Raw genomic sequence first — 23,970 nt, 5'->3', positions numbered from 1 at the left:
GTTGCGAACTATCGCAAAGATAGTAAAAATTTGAAAGCAATTCACAACACCTTTGTACTATAATTAAGATAACATCTTGTTGCGAACTATCGCAAAGATAGTAAATTTTGAAAGCAATTCACAACATCTTTTCCATATACTTCTAATCCCTGTGTGTTGCGAACTATCGCAAAGATAGTAAATTTTGAAAGCAATTCACAACATGAAGTGTTGGATGAAGAGCATACCACCAGTTGCGAACTATCGCAAAGATAGTAAATTTTAAACTACGAAGTAATCACGAATTTCATAATTTACAATAACTAAAAAACAATACAGCGTATATAAACACTTTAAGTTAATGTGATGTTAATCATAAAAAAAAAGACCGCTTAAATAAGCAGTCTTTAAATGATAAATAGGTAATCGTTAAATTAAAACTTCCAACCAGCGGTTAAAAAGAAGTTATTCTGTTTATTTTTAACCGTTGCTATACTAGCTTTATCGCTGTATAGCGAAATATCTTTACTAAAATAATCCCCCCTTCCATAATAGCTATTATAGTCAGCTGAAATCATCTGATAAGCAGCATCTACAAAGAATGATTTGAAATCATACCCTAATCCTAAACCTAATGTTTGTTTCTTGCCTAAATAATCATTATCCTTAAAGGCACTAGAAGAAAAGCCATAGCCTCCTCTTAATCTAAAAGCATCGTAGCGATATTCTGCCCCTATTCTAAAATCTGAAATATTTTTATAATTCTGTTTAAAGAAATCATTCAGTTCTGTTTCAGCATCGCCTTGTACTTTATAATTAGGCTTGGATAAACCTAAAGTATAATCAATATTGATGGCAAAGCTTTTATTAGGGACAAAGGCACCACTTAGTGTCATCTTGGCAGGTGTAGTCAAGGTTCTATCTTCAGTATAGTTTTCTGAAACAAAACCATTACTATCCAGCCATTGGCTATCAGGAATTACTACGCCATTTTTAGTAAATAATTGACCCGTAAATACGCGATCCATTTTCCACCAAGTTGGCGATTCAATAGAAGCACCTACTCTAAACTGAGGGCTAACTTTAGCAATAATCCCCGCCGCTATGGAAATACCATTAGCATTTTCAGAAAATGGAGTAAACCTTCTGTTAAAATCATAATTTGCATTATTGTCTACATCTAATGAAAATCTTTGGGTATCATATTGTTCTAAATTAGCACTTGAAAAACTGACACTTCCACCGACATAGATTTTATTATTGTAGTTTCCTCCAATACCAATATTCATTTTTGAAGTATTGCCTATTCTATCGTAAGCGTGTGCAACATTCATAAAATTGCCAATAACGGGATTATTATAAGCATCATAAAGATTTCTTGTAATCATGCTACCGCTACTCGGGGATTGGATATAGTTTTCCAGTTCTTGACTTACATAATTAACCCCTATGTTTACGAACTTCCATTGGTCATTACCTGTGAATGTTGCTACTCCACCAGTCTGTCCTAAATTGGTTTTGTTGGTCGCTTGCTCCAAAGACTTTCCTGCTATACTAGAAGTATTAGAATTTTTAACCATATTCATAGTCGCAGAAATTTCTCCCGTAATGAAAACGCCCAATGCTGCGGGATTAGTATTCATAGCAGAAACATCACCCCCTAAAGCTCCCATAGAGCCTGCCATAGCACTATATTTAGCACTTCCAAATTGAGGTCCATTGGAATAAACCTCAGCGGTATTTCTTATGGTCGATACATCCTGAGCATGAAAATAAACCGCCACAGGAATTAAACATAAACTTAATATATTCTTTTTCATAATTTTTTAATCTTATTTATATGATTATCTAAACCCACCTGATCTAAATCCGCCACTAGAGCGTGAAGAATACGAACTACTATTAGATGAACTTCCAGAGCGGAAGCCACTATCTCTTGAAGAGCTATGCCAACTAGAGTTTGATTGTGATTGGTAAGTATTATCACTTCTTACAGAGTTGCTATTCATCGGTGCATTTCTAAACCTTCCAGAAGACTGGTAGTTAGGGCTTTGATACGACTGATTAGAGCGATTTGTTCTATAATCGTTGGCTTGCCCATTAGATCTGATACCACTTCTAAATGGTGTAGAATAACTTGATCCAGAGCCTTGGCTTCTATAATTAGTAGCCCCGCTTCTTCTATATTCATAGCGTGGGACTACAACATAGCCACCATACGGATACCCATAACCGTAACCGTAATAAGGATTCCAGCCGTAGCCACCATAGTAGCCATAATAGCCTCCCCAATATGGATCATACCAACCGCTATGTGGGTAATAATAAGGATTTCGCCATCTATTGTAACCATAGCCATAAGGATAGTAGCCCCAACTCATATTAAAGTAAGAATTCCATCCAAATCCATAGCCCATACCAAATCCTATATTCCAACCATTACTATAGAAATAAGGATCATAGCCAAAACCATTATAAAAACTAGAATTCCAACCATTATAATATCGGTCGGTACCAGCATAAGTTCCCCAATCCGAATCATTTGGTTGGTTAGAATCCCACTGTTGGTATCTTTTTTTCTGCGCTTGTTCTAGTTGTTTGGACTTTTCCAACATCGTGTCATAATTGTAATAATTATCCACACGATTACCTTCGTTCATTGCTACACTTTCTGGTATTACATCTTTATTTGGGTCGTAGTATACACCATCAGTTTCAGTGTATTCGCCCATCTGTGCTCCACAAGAGGCTAGCAAAAAACCTACTGAAGTCAGCATAATGGCTTTGTAAGCCCAACCTTTGTGCAAGAAATTTAATCTAATTTTTTTCATAATTATGTATAGGTTTTATTTATATTTGTACTTTTATTAAAGTATTTTAATCCAAAATCGTACCAAATATATAAAAATTTTATTTAGTACCTTTACTAGATAACTAAATTTCAATAAAAATAGTATACAATATGGCAAAATTAACATCAAGAAGCGAAGATTATAGCAAATGGTATAACGAACTGGTTGTAAAAGCAGACCTTGCAGAAAACTCAGGCGTAAGAGGATGCATGGTGATAAAACCTTACGGCTATGCTATTTGGGAAAAAATGAGAGACGAATTAGACAAAAAATTCAAAGAAACAGGTCATGAAAATGCCTACTTCCCAATCTTCGTTCCTAAATCTTTATTTGAAGCTGAAGAAAAAAATGCAGAAGGTTTTGCCAAAGAATGTGCCGTAGTAACACATTACAGACTTAAAACAGACCCAGATAATCCTCAGAAATTAATGGTAGACCCAGAGGCTAAGCTGGAAGAAGAACTTATCGTAAGACCTACTTCGGAAGCCATTATCTGGAATACTTATAAAAACTGGATCCAGTCTTATAGAGATTTACCAATCCTTATTAACCAATGGGCAAATGTGGTAAGATGGGAAATGAGAACGCGCCTATTCCTAAGAACGGCAGAATTCCTATGGCAAGAAGGACATACCGCACACACGACTAAAGAAGAAGCCGTAGAAGAAACCGAAAAAATGCTAGAAATCTATGCCAATTTTGCAGAAAACTTTATGGCAGTCCCTGTCATAAGAGGAGTAAAATCTCCAAGCGAACGCTTTGCAGGTGCAGAAGAAACTTATTGTATAGAAGCTTTAATGCAAGATGGTAAAGCATTGCAAGCGGGAACTTCTCACTTTTTAGGACAAAATTTTGCAGAAGCTTTTGATGTGAAATTCACTAATAAAGAAGGTAAAATAGAGTACGCATGGGCAACCTCTTGGGGCGTATCTACCCGTTTGATGGGTGCTTTAATCATGTCACATTCTGATGACCATGGTTTGGTGTTGCCACCTACTTTGGCCCCTATTCAAGTGGTGATTGTACCAATATTCAAAGGGGAAGAACAATTGAAACAGATTGATGAAGTAGCTCTAGACCTTCAAAACAAACTAAGAGCATTGGGCATTTCTGTAAAATACGACAATAGAGACACCCATAAGCCAGGTTGGAAATTTGCAGAATACGAACTAAAAGGGGTACCTGTAAGAATCGCTATGGGGGCTAGAGATTTAGAAAATAAAACCGTAGAAATAGCCCGTAGAGACAACCTGACTAAAGAAACTCAAAATATAGAAGGTGTAGAACATTATATTAAAAATCTTTTAGACGAAATCCAACAAGCCATTTATCAAAAAGCATTGGATTTTAGAGCCAATCATATTACAAAAGTAGATTCTTACGAAGAATTTAAAGAAGTTTTAGAAACTAAAGGAGGATTTATTCTAGCCCATTGGGATGGTACCGAAGAAGAAGAGGAACAAATCAAAGAGGAAACCAAAGCAACCATTCGTTGTATCCCACTAGAAGGCGAAAAAGAAGAAGGTGTTTCTATGATTTCTGGTAAACCGTCAAAACAACGCGTGCTATTTGCAAAAGCTTATTAATTAACAAAAAACAATTTAAAAAAATGAATATTATCGACCTTATAAAAGGACAATTTGGACATGGTGTCATTGCACAATTGGCAAGCCAACTTGGCGAAAATGAAACGCATACTTCTAAAGCGGTAAATGCTTTTATTCCTACGGTTTTAGCGGGTATGGTAGCTCAATCGGATAAATCACTTTTACTTAAAGAAGTAACAAATTTAGCAGACACCAATGTTTTAACCAAACTTAGTCAAAATTCCCCTGAATCCAACGAAATACTATCTGGTATTCTTTCGATGGTTTATGGTGACAAAATTGATAGTTTAATGTCTGGCGTGGCTTCTTTTGCTGATATTAAAAGTTCGTCCTCTGCGGCATTATTAGGCTTTACGACTTTAACCTCATTAGCCACTGTTGGTCGCTATGCTAAAGACCAAACCCTAGACGCTCAAGGGCTTAAACACCTTTTAGACAAAGAAAAAACCAATGTATCTAACTTACTACCTGCTGGATTTTCTTTAGCTGCCGTAGGTCTAGGACATGCAGAGCAATTTTTGCACAACGCGAAAGACAAAGTTTCGGATTTTGCTCACGACATGGGCGACAAAATTTCTGATACAGCACATGATGCTAAGGAAAATTTAGAAGACTTCACAGAAAATGCTAAAGAAAAATTCAATGAGGTTTCTGAAGATGTTAAAGAAACTGTGAGCGAGAAATATGAAGAAGCCAAAGATTATGTCTCTGAAAAAGCAGAAGCCGTAAAAGACAAATTCCATCAAGCAGAGGAAAAGACTAAAGAAAAATTAAATGACGACCAAGAGCCCGTATCCATTTGGAAATGGCTCATTCCATTGGTGTTATTACTCTTGATGGGATGGTTCGCATGGAAATTGATGAATAAAAAAGAACCCAAAGTAGAAGATGTAGATTTAGCCTACCCAACAGACACGATAAAAACAGTTGACTCTATAAATCAAACGACAACGGATACTCTTACCATAAAATAGTCTATTCCGTTTAGTCTATAATGATAAAATGTCTACCTTTTATAGAGTAGACATTTTTTATTTGTGTATGTTTTATAATTTTTATATTTTTGTTAGTCGAAACTAACTTCAAAATTATGTTTAAAAAATACCGACATCAAGATTGGAAAAAAGAGAGTGTAAACCTTTCCTTATCAGAATCTTTTTCTAGTATTCATATTCCAAAAGATGCTAGTTTTTGGAAAAAATTGTTAGCCTTTGCAGGTCCTGGCCTTATGGTTGCCGTAGGTTATATGGACCCAGGAAACTGGGCTACGGGGATTGCTGGTGGTGCACAATTTGGGTATACACTACTTTCTGTTATTCTTATTTCTAATTTATTTGCTATGCTGTTACAGCACTTAGCATTAAAACTGGGCATTGTAGCAGAACGCGATTTGGCACAAGCTTGTAGAGATAGCTATTCTAAACCTGTGGGATTTTTACTTTGGATTTTTACTGAAATTGCTATTGCTGCAACAGATTTAGCAGAAGTTATTGGGTCGGCTATTGCGCTTAATTTGCTTTTTGGGATTCCTCTCACTTGGGGGATTGCCATTACGGTATTAGATGTTTTCGTCATCTTATTATTACAAGCCAAAGGATTTAGATGGCTAGAAGCCGTAGTAGGTGGTTTGATTGCTGTTATTTTCTGTTGCTTCTTATACGAAATTGTGGTGAGTAGACCAGATATTTTTCCAATTTTAAGTGGTTTAGTTCCGCAAAAAGAGGTGGTAACTAATCCAGGTATGCTTTATATTGCTATCGGTATTCTTGGTGCTACGGTGATGCCACACAACCTCTATCTGCACAGCAGTATCGTACAAACTAGAAACTACAACAGAACCACCGAAGGTAAAAAAGAGGCGATTAAATTTTCTACAATCGATAGTAATATTTCTTTAATTCTAGCATTATTCATTAATGGGGCGATATTAATTGTTGCCGCTGCGACTTTCCATAATACCCAATACCAAGATGTAGCAGATATCAACGATGCTTACGAATTACTTTCACCGCTATTGGGAAGTAGTATTGCTAGTTTTGTATTTGCTATTGCCCTATTAGCCTCTGGGCAAAATTCTACGCTTACAGGAACGCTTGCAGGACAAATTGTAATGGAAGGATTTTTAAATATCAAATTAAAACCATGGTTAAGAAGATTAATCACCAGACTTTTAGCGGTAGTACCTGCTATGATTGTCGCGATTATTTATAGGGAAAAAGGAACAGCAGAATTGCTAATTTTTAGTCAAGTGATTTTATCTTTACAATTGAGTTTTGCCGTAGTGCCATTGGTATTATTTACTAATAACAAAACAAAAATGGGCGAGTTTGCTAACAAAGGGCTTTTAAAATATTCCGCAATGATTATTGCTTTAATCATTGTAGTACTCAATATTTACTTAGTGTATAGCGAAATAAAAGGCTAATTAATATCAACCCAAAAGGCACTCCATAAGATAATCGTCCATCACGAAGTTTTGACCGATATCAAAAACACCTTCATCATAAATTTTAAACCCCTGCTTTTCATAGAATTGAATGGCGGGGTTTTGCTTATTGACATTTAAAATCACACGATGATTACCCGAAGCTACCACTTGATGTTTCAAAAAATCCATCACTTCCTTACCTATACCCTTTCCTTTAAATTCCTTCAATAGATAAAGGCGGTGCAACTTGGTAGTCGAAGATTCTATATCTGTTTCATAGCCTATAAAGCCTACATTATCATTAAGATAGTTTATCCCATAATAATGGTATTTTGGATGGATAAAATGTTCTTTCAATGTTTCGGTGCTATACATTGTATCCAGCATATATTGGATTTGCTCTAAAGACAAAATCTCGGCATAATTGCTACGCCAAGATTTTGATGCTAATTCCTGAATTAAAGGAATAGCTTTAGAATCTAACTGATAAAAAGTCGTCATATTAAAGATTAATCTGTACCATTTCTGATTTTATTTTTTGCTGTAAGCCTTCCGACGCAGCAACCAATGGCAACCGTAGATAGTTTTGGATAATACCTTTCTCGGCTAACACCGTTTTAATTCCCGCAGGATTACCTTCGGCAAAGATTAATCTCGTGAGTTCTACCAACTGATTATGAATTGCGTAAGCTTCTTTTACTTTGTTTTGTTTAGCCAATTGAATCATTTCCGAAAAAGCTTTTGGGTAAGCTTGACCAATCACAGAAATCACACCGTCGCCACCCGCTAAAGTTACAGGTAAAGTAAACTCATCATCTCCTGACATTAATGAAAATCCCGATGGTTTTTGTCTTAAAATATCGAAATATTGCAAAATGTTTGGTGCAGCTTCTTTTATCATCATTAAATTTGGAAATTCTTTTGCTAGCCTTAGTGTTGTTTGGGCTTCTATATTCTGCCCTGTTCTGCCTGGTACATTATAAATAATGATGTTTTTTCCCGTAGAAGCTAACATTTTATAATGCTGATAAATGCCTTCTTGATTAGGCTTATTATAATATGGCGACACTGATAGCACCGCTTCAAACGCCGAAAGGTCTGTATTTTCGATTTGTTGTTTTACTACCATGGTATCATTGCCACCAATTCCTAAAACCAAAGGTAGTCTCGAATTGTTGACTTTAATAATATGCTGGATAACGCTTTCTTTTTCTTCTTTAGAAAGTGTTGCCGCTTCAGCCGTAGTGCCTAGAACCACTAGAAAATTGGTTCCGTTTTCAATATTGTATTCTACTAAACGGGTTAAAGCGTCTAAATCTAAGGATAAATCTTTATTAAAAGGGGTTACAAGGGCTACACCAAGACCTGATAAATTCGTCATAATTTAAAATATTTAGTGTTCAAATTTAAGCATTATTATTGAATCTAATAAAAAATTCAGCCAATAAGTTTTGACTGAATTTTAATTTTAAATCGTTCAGTATTATCTGTATTATTTACACCCTCGCGTTAATTCGATAGGGTTTTCAAAATTTTTAAGTCTTTTCCATTCCTTTTTGTTGTACTTATCCTTCACCGACTTTTTAGCAACACTTTCCCCATCTATCACATAAGTGACTTGCTTATTGCCCAAGTTTTCTAGCACTATAGACGGTTGGGCTTTATATTTTTCCCAAAACTCTTCCCATTTCTCTGGAGATAAAGTAGCTATAGGTGAACCTCCGAAGTTTCGCTCGCTGATATCGTGATTTTCTTTACTTACGGCTTTTATTTCGTAGTTGTAATCGTTGGTGCTATCGTGTATTTTCAATATTAAGCCTGGCAATCCATAGAACTTATATGGTCCATCGTTAATAGGAATATCTGGCGTATAATAGGCTGTCCATAGTCTTCCACCAAAATCTGCGGTTGCCTTCATCACGGGGTATCCCATAATGGTATTAGAAATTTCTTCTTGTGACAACTGCTATGGAATAGTACAGTGGTAAGTGGTTTCAAATCCATTGGAAAATGCTTTATCCTCTATTTTAATTTCTTTTTTGGGAATATCTTTAAAGATAATAGAGGTAAAAATCGGGTCTTTTCCACTTAACTGAATACCAAGAGAACCACCCTTACTCCTCTTAAAATCATTTACAGCTTTAGTAAATGCACAGAGTCTTGCTTAAATTTTTCGTATTCCGCAAAATATGAAGGTTGATTCTCTTCTGTTAAAAGTACAAACAACTCCTTTTTATGAGTTGAAGAGTCTGGACTGGATTTCCAATCTAATTCATAAATGAATTTATAACTTTGAGCATAACTTATCACACTAAAAACCAATAGTGCAAATAATAAAATTCTTTTTTTAATCATAACTAATATTTTTTATTTGACTTTGTAAATATATAACTAATATTTTAGACAAATAAAAGTTTTAACATATTTTAACTATTTAATTAGTTGTATGAAAATCACAATATATTTCCCTATATTTGTAGATAAAACTAATAGAATATGAAAAAAATAGCATTCAGTATTGTTTTACTAGGGCTATATTATAATGTATCTGCTCAAAAATTAATTAGTAAAAATGATATTTCGGAACAAAGATTTGGTAAAGAAATCATTTACAAAGACAAAAAAGACCACCTTTTGAATGGGTATTTTAAAATTGCAGAGTCTAGTGGGGCTTATATTGAAGTTCATTTTGTAGAAGGGAAAAGAAATGGTGTATTAAAAGGTTTTGATAAAAAGGGAAATCTGATTCAAAAAAGGGCGTATCAAAATGGTGTTCCCGTAGATACATATCAAACCTACTACCCTAATGGAAAAATAAAAGTAGAAGGAAGATACATCAATGGAAAACAAGATGGATTATGGCGTTACTACGATAGCGATGGCAAACTAAAAGAGCAAGAAAGCTTTAAACTCGGTACTAAGGATGGTACATTTACCAAACGCTATGGCAAAGTTGAGGAACATTATAAAAATGATGAACCTACTGGAAAATGGATAGAAAAAACGAATGCTGGAAAAATCACTCGAGAGCGTATCTATAGTGGTAAAGGCTCTTATACGGATAAAAAGTTTTTTACTAATGGACAAGTCAACCATATTCAAAATTATAAAGACTTCAAACAACATGGTTATGAGGAAGTTTATTCCGAAGCAGGGACTCTACTGAAAAAAACGTTATACGACCAAGACCAAGTTGTAAATATCAGTGAATACTATGATAATGGCAACCTCGAAAGCTATGCTCAATATAAAGATGGGCTAGAAGATGGCGATTTTATCGAGAAATATCCCAATGGAAAAACCAGATTAGAGGGCGCTTATGACAAAGGCAGTAAGTCGGGAATTTGGAAACAATATGCTTTAAATGGTGAACTATTAGTTTCTGAAATCGGTTATAAAAACAATGTAGAACATGGTATTGAAAAGGTTTATTTTCGCAATGGTACTATAGAAAGAGAAGGGCAAAACGAAAATGGACTAAAAGTAGGCGTTTGGAAATATTACAATGGTGAAGGTAAACTTCATAAAACTGAAACCTATAAAAATGGGAATCTTGTGTCATCAAAAATTCATGATTAGATGAGACAAAGGAAACTACTAAGCCAAAGGCATCCTGCTTTATACTTTATTGCCGTATGGCTAAGACGCATCAGAAGATTTGGAACATGGTATTTAGATCATAAACACTACGCTAAACACCATTCTAAAACTTCGCTTCCTTTTCGGGTTAAAAAACATAAATCAATTTTATTAAGAAAGTTAGGTAATGTAGATATGCGTCTACAAAAAAACAAAATCATCAATCTTAAATTAGCATCTAGCAAGATTGATGGTATCATTATAAAACCTGGGGAAACCTTTTCATTTTGCAAATTAGTTGGTCGCCCTACGAAACGAAAAGGCTATGTAGAAGGCTTAGAATTATCTTTTGGTAAAGCCGTTGAAGGAATTGGAGGAGGGATTTGTCAGATTGCCAACTTGCTCAATTGGATGGTTTTACATAGCCCTCTAACCATTGTTGAGAAATCTCAACATTCTTTTGACCCTTTTCCAGATGAAGGTCGCATTTTACCTTTTGGTAGTGGGGCTGCAATTTTCTACAACTATATAGATTATCAATTCACCAATAATACCAATGCCAATTTTCAAATTAAAATTTGGTTAACAGAACATACACTTGAAGGAGAATTATTAAGCGATAAAGAAATGGCGTACGCTTATCATGTTTTTGAAAAGCATCATCAATTTTTGAAACAAAACGACTCGTTTTTTAGGACGAATGAAATTTGGAAAAAAACAATCGACAAAACTACGGGTAACACCATAAAACAAGAGTTAATTACTAAAAATTTCGCACGAGTAGTCTATACACCAGAAGAATATACCACCCTAGAGCCAGACTAGACCATCCCATCTAAAGAATATTACTACAAGGATAAATCCTATGTCATAATTATAACTTATTTTTGTAGCGTATTTTTAAGTTAGAATAAATGTGGAAATTCATTAAAAGGCTCATATATACTTTAGCATTGATTAATATCCTAATGCTGGTGGCAGGTCGGTTTTTTAACCCCATCATTACCATTACTCAGCTTCAAGGGCTATGGATTTTTCATAAGCTAGATAGAGATTATATCCCGTTGGATGAAATGGGTGATCAAATCAAATTGGCCGTCATCGCTTCCGAAGACCAAAATTTCTATAAGCATAGCGGCTTTGACTTTAAAGCCATTGAAAGAGCCATGAAGCACAACGAGAAGAAAAAAACAGTGCAAGGGGGCAGCACCATATCACAACAGACTGCAAAAAATCTATTTCTTTGGAATGGTAGAAGTTGGATAAGAAAAGGGCTAGAAGCCGTATATACCTTTATCATAGAAAGAATATGGAATAAGGATATCATTTTGGAACGCTATCTGAATTCCATAGAAATGGGGCGTGGCGTTTTCGGTATAGAAGCGGCGGCACAATATTATTTCCATAAACCTGCAAAAAACTTAACCAAAAGCGAAGCCGCATGGATTGCCACCATACTTCCCAATCCAAAAAAATACGACCCACTCCACCCTACCCCTTATCTCAATAAAAAACACCGCTGGGTGATGCGTCAAATGAATTATATGTCTTTAAAATAGTATGATACACTTATTTCGAAAACCCTCTAAAAATCCAGTAGAAGATTTACTGCGTAAATATTTTACTTTTAAAAATGAAACCTCTTCGCCTGAGCCATTAGCCGAGATATTCTGTGCGATCAAGCAAAGAGGATTTACTCATTTTCTAGAAATTTTAGAAGCACACCTAGACTTATGCGACAACTTTTCTCATTATATTTATAATGTTTTTCGAGATAAAAAAATTGCCTTTGCCCTTACAGAAGCCAATATATTATCAGAAAATTCTTTTTTCCCAGAGTTAAAGAAACGGATTATTTCTAAAATTCTTCCCGCAGTAGAAGACGAAGACACGGTATCTTATGTTGTGGAAAAAGTATTGCTTAATTCTAAACTGAATTTTGATTTTTTACTTCATATTTCGGAAAAAGATTGGCTGAAGTTTTTAGAATTAATGAATTTTGAACAGCTAATTTCTTATAAAGAGGTAAAAAAAGACCTGTTACTATCCATCAACATATTGGTTTGGCGTGCCATTGGCAATGCTTTGGATGTAGATGTTTTAAAAATGGCGCCAGAATACAAAAACTTTGACAATCCATTTATTGCACTACAAAATGAAATGGATTATCTGGTAGAAAATTATCAGGAAAATACAGAGCTGAACCTCAACTCTAAAGACGAACATTATAAACAAGCCAAAATCTACCTCAAGCAATGTTTAGAATTTATTAATATTGCATTCAAAAACACTTCTAAATATGGTATTTCTGGGAAGACCAACCAATCGCTAATGAAGATTAGACAGCAATTGGTAAGAATTTCGGAAATTATGCCACTTTTGGTATTAGACGAAGGCGAAGATGAACGCATAAAATCACTTACCCTAATTAGGAATATTCTGCGCTATAAATCACATAGGAATAATTTTCGGGAACTTTTTGCAGAAAGCACATTACAAATTTCGCACCTGATAACCGCGCATACAGCCCAAACAGGAAAGCACTATATCGCATCTAATAAACATCAATATATTACTATGTTCTGGCGTGCCGCGGGTGGAGGTATTATCGTAGGTTTTTTGTGTGTACTCAAAATGTTTTATAGTTATTTCCATGGTAGCGAGTTTATACACGCCATACTCTATTCTTTCAACTATGCTATGGGATTTGTTTTAATTTATCTTCTACACTATACCCTAGCAACCAAACAACCCGCTATGACGGCGACAACTATGGCTAAAGTACTTTCCGAAGATAAAAACACCAGCAAAAATTATGTAGAATTTGCTCATTTAGTAGCAAAACTATTCCGCACACAGTTTATTGCATTTCTAGGGAATATTCTTTTGGCGTTCCCCGTAGCATTAGTATTGATTTATGGTCTAGATATTTTGTTTTTACAGAATTTTGCAGTAGACAAATCCGACAAACTACTCCACGATTTAAACCCATTTGAATCTAAAGCTATTTTCCACGCGTGTATTGCAGGGGTATTCTTATTTGTATCGGGGATTATTGCGGGGAATGTTGCCAACAATTCTAGATTTTATAAAATTCCTGAACGCCTATCTAAAAACCCATATCTTAATAGTATTTTTGGAAAACGCGTTTCTAGAAATATTTCGGTGTTCTATGCTAAAAATTGGGCGGGTATTATCTCTAATCTATGGTTTGGTATCTTTATGGGGGCTACAGCACCTATTGGACATTTCTTAGGATTAGATTTGGATATTCGACACATTACCTTTGCCGCTGGAAACTTTGCTTTGGGGCTTTATGGTAAAGGGTTTGATGTTAGTGCTTACACCTTTTGGATTGGGCTAACTACGGTATTTATCATTGGATTTTTCAACTTTATTGTAAGTTTTGGGCTATCAATGTCGTTGGCATTTAGGTCTAGAAAAATCAATTTTGGGGAAGTCAGTTTAATCTACAAAGAGATATTTCGTTCCTTTATTAAAAATCCATTTAAATTCTTCTTGCCATTAAAATCCGATTTAGATGAAACCGCAGAGCAGATGATACGCGAAGGAGTGGGCGATGACGATAAAGAGAAAACGCCTATAAAAAAGATAAATCTTTAATCTGCTCCTCGCCTATTATAGTTTTGAACTTATCTAAGAAAAAGTTTTTTTTCATTCTAAAATCGTGTTTTAGCAATGGCGATTTAACCCGAATGGTTAAGTGTTGAGATTTTAAGTCTACCTGACTGATTTCTCGGAATAAAGCATCATCCAGATAATCTTCCAGAAAATCTTTAATTTGAAGGGCTAATAGCTTTTCTTCAAACCCAAATTTTTTAGCAAAAGTTTTTACCAGTTCCGAGGATTGATATTGTCTTTTTTTCATAAGTGATAAGACTACAAAAATAAAAAAGGTTGCCAAAACTGGCAACCTTTTGTTATGGATATAAAATCTAATTAAAATTTAAATCCTAAACCAACTTGGAATGTGTTGTTTCTGTTTTTGTTTTTATCATTTGTTAATGATGTAACACCATCTTTATTAGTATCAGTAAATCCTGCAACATATCTTGCATTGATTCCAATATTTGGTGTGATGTTATACCCTAGACCAAGCCCTATTCCGAAGTTGAAACCATTAAAGTTATCTTTATTTAACTCTTTATAGTTTTTATAAGTAGTTTTTGCTAAATCATTTTCAAATTTAGTTTCAGAACTTGCACCTACAAGGAAACTAAATTCTGGACCAGCTTCTAAGTAAAACTCTGGAGTTGCATTATATTGGAACATTACTGGCACAGAAATATAGTTTAAATTTCTTTTATGCTCAAAATTGTCAGTTTTAGTAAGTGTAGCTCCTAAGTTATTATAGATCACCTCTGGTTGGATGCTAAAGTTTTCTGCTAAAGGTGCGTTCATAAATACACCTGCATAGAATCCTGCTTTAGATTTAGCATCATCATAACCATCTTTAGATAGAGAAGACACATTTAAACCTGCTTTAGCTCCAAATTGTTGAGCGAACGATAAAGATCCTGCCACTAAGGCTAATCCTAAAAATACTTTTTTCATAATTTAAACTTTTTAAGTTTTTTTCAATTTTAAATTTCACATCTTTTAAATGTGGTTAGAACTGATTATTCAAAACCCTTGCCAAACTATTTAGATTGAGTATAAATTAAACAATCGTTTAATTGATTTATTATGCTTGTCTTGGTGTTTTAGCATATCGTACCTCGTCTTATGACTAGAGTCATATAAGTGATATAGCAATTTCTATGTAACTTTGTGGTATGAGAAAATGGTTCTGTATCAGCATGTCATTATTGATTGTTTTGCTATCTCTACAGCAAAGCATCATAATTCTGCATTTTAAACTGAACCAAAATTATATAGAACAGAATTTATGTATTAATAAAAATCGTCCCGAACTAGAGTGCCATGGTAAGTGTCAACTTGAAAAAGAGCTAAAAAAATCTGGGGACGATTTACAATCTATTAAAGGCTTTAGTCTTTACGAAACGATTGCCTTTATTCCCATATCTCTAGAATCTTGGAAAATTACTTTTTCAAAAGTGACCACGCTTAATTCCCAAACTTTTTACTTTGAAAAGCTAAGCGGTCAACCATGGGTTAATCTCTGGTGGCATCCCCCAATGGTATAATGTTATTTTTTCGCATTTCATCATTTTTTCTATTTTAAATGAGATAGACATTCTGATGCTTTTATAATAATTAATCCATTAAATTTAAAATTATGAAACATTATATCATGATGCTTGGGGTAGCCTTAGCAAGTACACTTGTATCTTGTAACAGAGATCAAGAACCAGAAATCAATAGCAACGAAACCAATCAAGTAACGCTTAAGTTTGAAAATATCTTTAACCAGCAAACCATGACAGGGCTTAGTGGCACTTATACCTCTAGTTCTGGACAGAAACATCAATTCAGTAAATTAAAATATATTGTCAGCGATGTTATACTAACCAAAACAGATGGTACAGAGGTAAAATACCACTATTCCGATCCTGACCAAGGTGCTTATATTGTAGATCAAGAAGAAAACTCATTAACACACAACTTCGTGATGGAAAATATTCCAGCGGGCGACTACAAAACTGTACGATTCGGACTTGGAATTTCACCAGAAGCCTATGTTTTAGGTCAAGACAAACAAGCCAAATTCTGGGATAAAGCTAAGAAAAGTGATATGGACTGGTCTTGGGCTTCAGGATATAAATTTGTAAACTTTGAGGGTAGCTATGGCGATAACCTTTCAGAGCATTTTCAAATACATATTGCTAACATGGGCGATCCTGCAAAATCTAACACCCCCAATGTATATAAAGTAGTTTCGATAGACTTACCACAAACGGCTAAAGTGCGTAAGAATATTGCTCCGAAAATTCATATTATGGCGGATATCAATCATTTTTTAAGTGGACAGCATAAAATTGAATTGAAACTAGACAATGCCACAGCCATGCATCCAAAAGCACAAATTATTCAGCAAACGGCTGACAATCTATCTAAAATGTTTAGAGTAGACCATGTCCATAATGATTAGAATTGTTTAATCACTACTAAGGAAATGGCTTAGAAGGCTGTTTCCTTAGTTTTCAATACCACTAAACCTATGAAGTCTTACTATATTGCTGCACTGTTTTTGTTCAGCCTTATGTGGGCGTGCAGAAATGATACAGAAACCGTTCCGCTACCTATTGACGAGCCTTATCCACTAGAAATCCCCAGTAATTTTCCTAAAATAGTTTATAATATTGAAGGAAATCCGCCCACAACATATGGTGTGGCGTTGGGTAAAAAGTTATTCTACGATGGTCGATTGGCGAAAGATAATGCAGTGGCTTGTGCTTTTTGTCATATCCAAGAAAATGCATTTACCCACCACGGTCATGCCGTAAGCCATGGCGTAGAAGGTAGAGAAGGGATGAGAAACACACCCCCATTACAGAATTTAATTTTTCTAAAACATTATATGTGGGATGGTGTAGTCACTGACTTAGAACTACAACCCATTATTCCTATTTCTACCCATGAAGAAATGGATGAAAATATGGAAAACATTATCGAAAAATTAAAGCATGATAGAGAATACCAGCGCTTATTCAGTATTGTTTATGGCGATAAAAAGATAACGGCAGATAGAATTTTAAAGTCTATCACCCAGTTTGTTTCTACCCTTATTTCTGCCAATAGCAAATACGACCAAGTGATGAGAAATGAAGGTACTACTTTTACACCACTTGAAGCTAAAGGCTATGCCATTTTTAATAATAAATGTGCCCAATGCCATTCTACGGCGCTATTTACCGACCAAAGTTTTAGAAATATGGGAGTACCATATAATTCAATTTTAAAAGACGAAGGTAGAAAACGCTTTACGGGGAAAGACGAAGATTATTTAAAATTTAGAGTACCATCGCTAAGGAATGTTGCCTATACCGCACCATACACTCATGATGGGCGATTTTATACCTTAAAAGCGATGCTAGACTTCTATGACCATGGGATGCAAGACCAGCCCAACCTAGACCCAGAGTTTAAAAAAGTACCAGGGCGCATCGGGATTCCACTTTCGGAAGACGAAAAAACGGCATTAATTGCTTTTTTACAAACCTTAAACGACCCAGAGTTTATCCATAATCCAAAATTTTCAGAATAAATTTTTAATCCACTAAAAAAACCTTTATTAATATGTTTAATTCAATCCAAAATAAAATACTTCTACTGTTGTTATGGAGTAGTTGCCTTCTCGGAAGTTATACTTTAAACGCAAAAGATAGCCTTTATGTAAAACCTTACCACCCTACCCCATCTTCTATTTTGCTATACGACGATTGCGATGCTTGTGGCTGTTCGGTTGGTAGTGCATCTTCTGGTTTTGAGAGTATTTTAAATCCACAATTTATCGGCGTTAAATATCTTCATCAAACCTACACTTCAAAATCCAATGTTTTAAATACAGATTACGATATTCCCGAACACTACAATACCCTACAAGTTTGGGGTAGATTTCCATTCGCAAAAAATTTAGACCTCTATGGCAGTATTCCTTATCATTTTCATCATAGAGAAACGCAACCTAAGCAGTCTTTATCTGGCGTTGGCGACCTTAATGCTTCTGTAATTTATAAAATTGCTTTAGACAGTTTACAAAATCACCGTTTGTATTTAGGGGCGGGTGTTAAAGTTCCCATTGCTAAGTTTGACGAATCTTCTTCCCAAACTTATAACCCAAGTTTCCAGAAAGGTACGGGAAGTTGGGATTATTCTGCAGTAATTAATTATACCTATTTTAAAAATCAATGGGCAGTGGCTTTTTCTACGGACTATACTTTTAAAAATCAAAACAAAAAATACTATCGTTTTGGCGACCAATGGAACACTTCGCTTATGGGATATTACATCCACGATTTTAAAGATTTTAGCCTATCGCCAAGACTCGGTATCGCTACAGAAAAGTATTTCCAAAATGTACAAGTGGGCGAAAAAATTCCTCATACAGGGGGACACATTATTTTAGGTAAAATCGGTGCTGAAGCATCGTTTAAATATTTTAATATCGGGGTGGAAAGCCAAATCCCACTAAAATCCGCCTTATCAGATGGCTATGTAAAAATTAACCATAGGCATTCTTTGTATATCAATTGGAAACTATAATCGGTCAGTGCATCAACTAAAATCCCTTAAAATTCGCATTTATTTTAAGGGATTTTTAATATAAAATTTTTATCTTGCCGTCCGAAAAAATACATGAATTGATTATGGTTAAAAAGCTATTATTGAGTTTAGTAAGTTGTGGCTTTATCTTTCAACTTAAAGCCCAAAACACAAAAGTAAAAGATTCTGCATTCATTGTAAAAAAAGACACCATTGTTCCCAAAAAGGTTTTAAAACAAATTCATCTAGATGCCTTGCCATACTATAATTTCGGGAAAGGAGTAGGCATTACCGCTCCAGATAGTTTATTTCAGTTTAATATTCGCTTTAGAATGCAAAACCGATTGGAAGCAGACTTTAGCGAACACCACCCAACGGAATACAAGGCCGCTATCCGCCGTTTACGCCTCCGTTTTGATGGCTATGTAGGGAATCCAAAATTCTTATATGCCATACAGCTTTCCTTTGCCCCAGATGATGTGGGTAAAATAAAAGACGGCAGTTATCTAAATGTGATAAGAGACGCCATGGTATTCTACCGTGCAAATGATGAATTGACCCTTGGCTTTGGACAAACCAAATTACCTGGAAATAGACAGCGTACCAATTCTTCTGGCGCACTAGACCTTACCGACCGCTCTATCAACAATGCCATGTTTAATATTGATAGAGATTTTGGCTTGCAAGCCATCTACACCAAATTTCCCAAAAACCAAACTTGGGGCTACCGCTTAAAAGCGGCCATCAGTACAGGGGAAGGTAGAAATTTCAATAGTACAACAGATGGTTTGGCTTACACTGGGCGTTTAGAGCTTTACCCGTTAGGAAAATTCAAAAAAAATGGCGAGTTCTTTGAAGGGGATTTACAAAGAGAAACCACACCAAAACTGTATCTCGGTGCCACCTATCATTACAATCAAAAAGCCATATTTGCCCAAGGACAAAGAGGAAACAAGTTATTTGAAAGCCGAGACCTGCAATCTATTTTTATAGATGGAATGATGAAATACCAAGGCTGGTCCGCAGTAGTAGCCTATATGACGAGACAAGCCCAAAACCCTATCACTTATAGTGCAGATTTATCCAAAGCCGTTCCTGTATTATCAGGGTATGGTTATGATACGCAGCTGAGCTATATGTTCCCTAAAAACTGGGAGCTAATTGGTAGATATTCTTATAACCAACCTAAAAAGGAAATCCAAAATTTGGTTCCAATCCATCACCAATATTCGTTTGGATTGACTAAATATATTTGGGAACACGCCTTTAAGGTTCAGTTAGAAGTAAGTAAAAATAATCAGTTCTTTTTAGATGGCAGAACCCATCACAATTGGTACACGCGTTTTCAAGTAGAAATTGGGATTTAATAGAATACTATGCTAAAGAACAAGCCCATTATCTTCATTATTTCAATCCTATTGATTGGGTTAGGTATTTATACCCTTTACCAAAGCCCAACAAAGACAACTCCTACCGAAAACCTATCGACAATAGAGGAACTTACCCAAGATTCTAAAGTCATTAATTATGTAAAAACGCACCACCAACTCCCCGATTATTATATTACAAAATCTAAGGCTAAAAAATTAGGTTGGGAACCTTCTAAAGGAAATTTATGCGAAGTGCTCCCCAATCGTGCCATCGGTGGTGATAGATTTGGCAATAGGGAGCGACAACTTCCAAAGGACAAAATTTATTTTGAAGCCGATGTAAATTACAATTGTGGTAGGCGTGGTGCAGACCGAATTATTTATACCAAAACTGGTGAAGTTTGGCTGACTAAAAATCATTACAAAACTTTAAAAAAACAATAATTATGAATACCGTATATATAGATTTCACCGATATTGGCGATGAAGAATACTTCTATACCCAATTGAAACAAAAAATGGAATTACCCGATTATTTTGGGTATAATCTTGATGCACTCGCCGATGTCATATCAGGGGATATACCATTGCCCTTACACCTTGAATTTGTCAATATGAGTGTAGGGCAATTGGAAGATTTTGAAACTTTATTAGAAACCCTAGAAGACCTCGATACCGAAGTAGAGGACTTTAGCTTTTCGTATTATTTAGAGCAATACGAGGGTTAATATTCTTTAAAACTCCATTTGGAATGGGGCTTCCTCGTCGCTTTTAATGCCTAAGGCATCGTAGATGTACTGGAAAGTAGAAAGCAACACTGGTTTACCTTTAATGATGCAAACATCGTGTTCAAAATGTGCCGATGGTAAGTTATCTTTCGTCGTTACTGTCCATCCATCCGAATGGAATACCACCTCATGAGTTCCCATATTAATCATGGGTTCTATGGCGAGGGCAATACCATCTTTCAGTACTTTACCGCTTCCCTTTCTGCCGTAGTTGGGCACTTGTGGGTCTTCGTGCATTTTTCTGCCTAAGCCATGTCCTACCAATTCTCTTACTACACCATAACCGTGCGCTTCACAATAAGTCTGTATAGCATTAGAAATATCGCCTACACGCTTACCACGCACACATTGCTCTAGTCCTTTGTAGAGCGATTCTTTAGTTATTTTAAGTAGTTTTTTAGTTTCAGGAGCTACTTCGCCGACTTCAAAAGAATAGGCATGGTCACCATAAAATCCGTTCATATAAACGCCACAATCTACCGAAAGTACATCGCCTTCTTTTAAAGGTTTATCGTTTGGGATACCATGGACTACTTCTTCATTAGGCGAAATACATAAGTTTTTAGGAAAACCATACATCCCTAAGAATGCGGGCTCACCACCATGGTCTCGGATATAATCTGCAGCCAATTGGTCTAGATAATTGGTAGTGACCCCAGGTTGGATTTCTTTTGCCAACATCCCCAGTGTTTTAGACACCAGTTGGGCACTTTCTCTCATCAACCGAAGTTCCTCTATTGTTTTTAATTGTATCAATGTTTTAAGTTTTTTAGATTACCAAAATAGTCCTTTTTTCTTTTCCTTTTTCATTTTAGAATAGGCTAAGACTTCCTTACCTTCTACACGGAATTCTATTTTATCTTTAATGATATTATAGACTTCGCCCCAACCTGGGAATCCGCCTAAATTTCTATCATCAATAAATAAATCGGCATCTATTTTTCTACTTTGTGTGGCATGGTCGAATACTTCGCCTTCAAAACTAGAATTAACAGCATAAAACTCTAAACCATTTTTTCTACAAAATTCTACGGCTTCATCTAAAGTTTTGCCACTTCTGTAAGTCCAAAGAATCAATCTGTAACCTTCCATCTGAAGCTTTTTTAAGGTTTCGAAGGCAAATACTTTCGGTTTTCCAATGCCTGGATAGGCATCTTCTACTATGGTACCATCAAAATCGATGGCTAATTTTTTATTATTAAGCATAATTTATGTTTAAGATTATTAACTATTACTAATGAACTCCGTTTAAGACACCAAGATTTCTCCCGTCATCACTTCAGGAATTTCAATCCCCATCACTTTTAGGATGCTTGGGGCTACATCTCCCAATTTCCCAGGTTTCAATTTCCACTCGCGGTCTTTATCCATTACGATTAAAGGCACTAAATTGGTGGAGTGCTGGGTATTGGGTGAGCCATCTGGATTAATCATCACATCAGAATTGCCATGGTCTGCCAAAATGAATACCGCGTAGCCATGGTCGTATGCCGTAGTTGCTACTTTTTCAATACATTGGTCTACCGTTTCTGCCGCTTTTACTGCTGCTTCAAATACGCCTGTATGCCCTACCATATCAGTATTAGCAAAATTGAGGCATATAAAATCTGCCGTTTCATTCTCTATTTCTGGCACTATTCTATCGGTAATTTCTTTAGCTGACATTTCTGGTTTTAGGTCGTAAGTGGCTACATCTTTTGGACTTGGGCAAAGAATACGACTTTCATTTTTAAAAACTTCTTCTCTACCTCCTGAAAAGAAAAAGGTAACATGTGGGTATTTTTCGGTTTCCGCCACTCTAATTTGAGATTTGCCATGGCGTTCCAAAACTTCCCCCATGGTTTCTTGTAGCACTTCCTCATCAAAGACCACATTAACATCCTTAAACTCCTTATCGTAGTTGGTAAGGGTAACATAATGTAGTTTAAGAGGAGTCATATTATACTCTGGAAATGCCTGCTGCGTCAATACTTCTGTAATTTCTCTACCTCTATCCGTTCTAAAGTTAAAGCAAATAACCACATCGCCATCATTGATTTTGGCAATTGGTTTAAGTTCCTCATCTGTACAGATAATCGGTTTTAAAAATTCATCGGTGATATCGTTACCATAACTTTCTTGTATGGCTTTTAGTGGATTTTGTGTATACTCGCCTAGATTATGAACCATGGCATCATACGCTAATTTTACGCGTTCCCAACGGCGGTCTCTATCCATGGCGTAATAACGCCCAACAATGGTTGCCAACTGCCCTGTGGTCTGCTGCATATGCTGTTGTAAATCTTCTATAAAATCTTTTCCAGAATGAGGGTCGCAATCTCTGCCATCAGTAAAGGCATGAACATAGACCTTGTCCTTAAGCCCAAAATCATTGGCAGTAGAAAGTAAACCTTTTAAATGGTTGATATGGGCATGAACGCCACCATCGGACACAAGTCCTATAAAATGCAATGCCTTATTGTTATTTTTAGTATATTCCAATGCCTCTACAATCACATGTTCTTGTGCAAGGGTATTGTTCTCTACTGCAATATTGAGTTTAACCAAATTTTGAAATACCACACGCCCTGCTCCCAAATTCATATGTCCTACTTCAGAATTTCCCATCTGTCCAGCAGGTAAACCTACCGCTAGTCCACTAGCTTCAAGGGTGGTATGAGGAAATTTTTTGTAGCAAGAATCTATAAATGGAGTTTTGGCTTGAGCAATGGCGGAAATACTATCGTCTGTACCGATACCCCAACCATCTAATATGGCTAATATGGCTTTTTTTGACATGTTGTAATAGTTTTTTATTGAACAACAAATTTACGAAAATATCTCAAGTATAAAAGGCAATAACGATTTAAATAGAATACTTTTGTAACAGAAAAAATAATTATCTCTTGCACAATAAAAAAATTATTGTACCTTTGTTGCCATTATGTTACAAGAAACCAGCATATTAAAAATTTCTCAAAAAAAACTACTAAATAATTTGGTAGTTTCAGAAAAAAGTGTAAACACACACACACACACACACACACACACACACACACACACACACACACACACACACACACACAAGTTAAATCCCGCGTAACGCGCGTATTATACAACTTTTTTTCGAAAAAAGAGATTAGAGGTGAGAGCTTAGAACTTAGTTTTTTGACGGCTATATGCCGCAGGCTAAAAGCTTCA

Annotated in this window: 25 protein-coding genes; 14 read left to right on the top strand and 11 right to left on the bottom strand. The window is 35.6% G+C overall.

Translation table 11 applies throughout. The features are described 5' to 3' along the window. Positions 1-413: 413 nt before the first annotated feature. Positions 414-1,799 (bottom strand): OmpP1/FadL family transporter, encoded by a 1,386-nt coding sequence (locus tag C237_RS0100125; RefSeq protein WP_018674450.1) that lies wholly within the window; start codon positions 1,797-1,799, stop codon positions 414-416. Between the two features lie 24 nt (positions 1,800-1,823). Next, positions 1,824-2,810 (bottom strand): hypothetical protein, encoded by a 987-nt coding sequence (locus tag C237_RS0100120; RefSeq protein ID WP_018674449.1) that lies wholly within the window; start codon positions 2,808-2,810, stop codon positions 1,824-1,826. A 131-nt stretch (positions 2,811-2,941) separates the two neighbouring features. Between C237_RS0100120 and proS the strand changes: the two genes are divergently transcribed. The 3 genes from proS (at position 2,942) to C237_RS0100105 (ending at position 6,863) form a co-directional block, all read left to right on the top strand. After that, positions 2,942-4,417, top strand: coding sequence for a proline--tRNA ligase (gene proS / locus C237_RS0100115; RefSeq protein WP_018674448.1), 1,476 nt, complete (start codon positions 2,942-2,944; stop codon positions 4,415-4,417). A gap of 23 nt (positions 4,418-4,440) precedes the next feature. Next, positions 4,441-5,412, top strand: coding sequence for a DUF937 domain-containing protein (locus C237_RS0100110; RefSeq protein ID WP_018674447.1), 972 nt, complete (start codon positions 4,441-4,443; stop codon positions 5,410-5,412). 116 nt (positions 5,413-5,528) lie between these two features. After that, on the top strand, positions 5,529-6,863 hold the full coding sequence (locus C237_RS0100105; RefSeq protein WP_018674446.1) for an Nramp family divalent metal transporter: 1,335 nt from the start codon (positions 5,529-5,531) through the stop codon (positions 6,861-6,863). 6 nt (positions 6,864-6,869) lie between these two features. Here C237_RS0100105 and C237_RS12555 read toward each other — a convergent pair whose 3' ends face one another. The 4 genes from C237_RS12555 to C237_RS13765 form a co-directional block, all read right to left on the bottom strand. Then, on the bottom strand, positions 6,870-7,367 hold the full coding sequence (locus tag C237_RS12555) for a GNAT family N-acetyltransferase (protein ID WP_018674445.1): 498 nt from the start codon (positions 7,365-7,367) through the stop codon (positions 6,870-6,872). 1 nt (position 7,368) lies between these two features. Next, positions 7,369-8,247: a 4-hydroxy-tetrahydrodipicolinate synthase gene (gene dapA / locus C237_RS0100095; RefSeq protein ID WP_018674444.1), complete on the bottom strand. Its 879-nt coding sequence runs from the start codon at positions 8,245-8,247 to the stop codon at positions 7,369-7,371. A gap of 111 nt (positions 8,248-8,358) precedes the next feature. After that, on the bottom strand, positions 8,359-8,829 hold the full coding sequence (locus C237_RS13770) for a GLPGLI family protein (RefSeq protein WP_018674443.1): 471 nt from the start codon (positions 8,827-8,829) through the stop codon (positions 8,359-8,361). Positions 8,830-8,999: 170 nt separating this feature from the next. After that, the gene (locus C237_RS13765; RefSeq protein ID WP_018674442.1) at positions 9,000-9,221 is read right to left on the bottom strand and encodes a hypothetical protein; all 222 of its coding nucleotides are present in this window, start codon (positions 9,219-9,221) and stop codon (positions 9,000-9,002) included. A 141-nt stretch (positions 9,222-9,362) separates the two neighbouring features. On the opposite strand from C237_RS13765, the gene C237_RS0100080 reads away from it, so the two are divergent. The 4 genes from C237_RS0100080 to C237_RS0100065 all read left to right on the top strand — a co-directional run bounded on the left by C237_RS0100080 (position 9,363) and on the right by C237_RS0100065 (position 14,069). Next, positions 9,363-10,445, top strand: coding sequence for a toxin-antitoxin system YwqK family antitoxin (locus tag C237_RS0100080; protein WP_018674441.1), 1,083 nt, complete (start codon positions 9,363-9,365; stop codon positions 10,443-10,445). Further along, entirely contained in the window at positions 10,446-11,270 is an 825-nt protein-coding gene (locus C237_RS0100075; RefSeq protein ID WP_018674440.1) for a VanW family protein, read from the top strand. It abuts the gene before it with no gap. Between the two features lie 89 nt (positions 11,271-11,359). Next, on the top strand, positions 11,360-12,004 hold the full coding sequence (mtgA, locus tag C237_RS0100070; RefSeq protein WP_018674439.1) for a monofunctional biosynthetic peptidoglycan transglycosylase: 645 nt from the start codon (positions 11,360-11,362) through the stop codon (positions 12,002-12,004). A gap of 1 nt (position 12,005) precedes the next feature. Then, positions 12,006-14,069, top strand: a complete 2,064-nt coding sequence (locus C237_RS0100065) for a hypothetical protein (protein WP_018674438.1) — start codon at positions 12,006-12,008, stop codon at positions 14,067-14,069. Here the strand turns inward: C237_RS0100065 and C237_RS0100060 are convergent. Both C237_RS0100060 and C237_RS0100055 read right to left on the bottom strand, forming a co-directional pair. After that, positions 14,047-14,334: a hypothetical protein gene (locus C237_RS0100060; RefSeq protein WP_018674437.1), complete on the bottom strand. Its 288-nt coding sequence runs from the start codon at positions 14,332-14,334 to the stop codon at positions 14,047-14,049. The genes C237_RS0100065 and C237_RS0100060 overlap by 23 nt on opposite strands. A 71-nt stretch (positions 14,335-14,405) precedes the next feature. After that, positions 14,406-15,020, bottom strand: coding sequence for a porin family protein (locus C237_RS0100055; protein ID WP_018674436.1), 615 nt, complete (start codon positions 15,018-15,020; stop codon positions 14,406-14,408). A gap of 221 nt (positions 15,021-15,241) precedes the next feature. Here C237_RS0100055 and C237_RS12545 point away from each other — a divergent pair, with 221 nt between their 5' ends. The 7 genes from C237_RS12545 to C237_RS0100020 all read left to right on the top strand — a co-directional run bounded on the left by C237_RS12545 (position 15,242) and on the right by C237_RS0100020 (position 20,730). After that, a complete protein-coding gene (locus tag C237_RS12545) occupies positions 15,242-15,613 on the top strand; it encodes a hypothetical protein (protein WP_156809683.1) in 372 nt (123 codons plus the stop codon). A 92-nt stretch (positions 15,614-15,705) separates the two neighbouring features. Then, the gene (locus tag C237_RS0100045; RefSeq protein ID WP_018674434.1) at positions 15,706-16,518 is read left to right on the top strand and encodes an MbnP family protein; all 813 of its coding nucleotides are present in this window, start codon (positions 15,706-15,708) and stop codon (positions 16,516-16,518) included. A gap of 69 nt (positions 16,519-16,587) precedes the next feature. Continuing rightward, positions 16,588-17,634, top strand: a complete 1,047-nt coding sequence (locus C237_RS0100040; protein WP_026315390.1) for a cytochrome-c peroxidase — start codon at positions 16,588-16,590, stop codon at positions 17,632-17,634. A gap of 32 nt (positions 17,635-17,666) precedes the next feature. Next, entirely contained in the window at positions 17,667-18,632 is a 966-nt protein-coding gene (locus C237_RS0100035; RefSeq protein ID WP_018674432.1) for a transporter family protein, read from the top strand. A 104-nt stretch (positions 18,633-18,736) separates the two neighbouring features. Beyond that, a complete protein-coding gene (locus tag C237_RS0100030; RefSeq protein ID WP_018674431.1) occupies positions 18,737-19,999 on the top strand; it encodes a porin in 1,263 nt (420 codons plus the stop codon). A gap of 9 nt (positions 20,000-20,008) precedes the next feature. Continuing rightward, the gene (locus C237_RS0100025) at positions 20,009-20,446 is read left to right on the top strand and encodes a ribonuclease domain-containing protein (RefSeq protein ID WP_018674430.1); all 438 of its coding nucleotides are present in this window, start codon (positions 20,009-20,011) and stop codon (positions 20,444-20,446) included. A gap of 2 nt (positions 20,447-20,448) precedes the next feature. Then, the gene (locus C237_RS0100020; RefSeq protein ID WP_018674429.1) at positions 20,449-20,730 is read left to right on the top strand and encodes a barstar family protein; all 282 of its coding nucleotides are present in this window, start codon (positions 20,449-20,451) and stop codon (positions 20,728-20,730) included. Between the two features lie 6 nt (positions 20,731-20,736). Here C237_RS0100020 and map read toward each other — a convergent pair whose 3' ends face one another. The 3 genes from map to gpmI are packed head-to-tail and all read right to left on the bottom strand — an operon-like array spanning position 20,737 to position 23,568. After that, positions 20,737-21,546, bottom strand: coding sequence for a type I methionyl aminopeptidase (gene map / locus C237_RS0100015; protein WP_026315388.1), 810 nt, complete (start codon positions 21,544-21,546; stop codon positions 20,737-20,739). Positions 21,547-21,564: 18 nt separating this feature from the next. Then, positions 21,565-21,996, bottom strand: a complete 432-nt coding sequence (locus C237_RS0100010; protein WP_018674427.1) for a BT0820 family HAD-type phosphatase — start codon at positions 21,994-21,996, stop codon at positions 21,565-21,567. Positions 21,997-22,038: 42 nt separating this feature from the next. Then, positions 22,039-23,568 carry a 2,3-bisphosphoglycerate-independent phosphoglycerate mutase gene (gpmI, locus tag C237_RS0100005; RefSeq protein ID WP_018674426.1) on the bottom strand — a complete coding sequence of 510 codons (1,530 nt, stop codon included), beginning with the start codon at positions 23,566-23,568 and terminating at the stop codon, positions 22,039-22,041. Positions 23,569-23,970: the final 402 nt, after the last annotated feature.

Origin of the sequence: Riemerella columbina DSM 16469, from assembly GCF_000374405.1 — a bacterium.
Taxonomy (GTDB): domain Bacteria; phylum Bacteroidota; class Bacteroidia; order Flavobacteriales; family Weeksellaceae; genus Riemerella; species Riemerella columbina.
The sequence above is the reverse complement of the archived record's forward strand: the minus strand, read 5'-3'. Positions and strand labels throughout refer to the sequence as shown.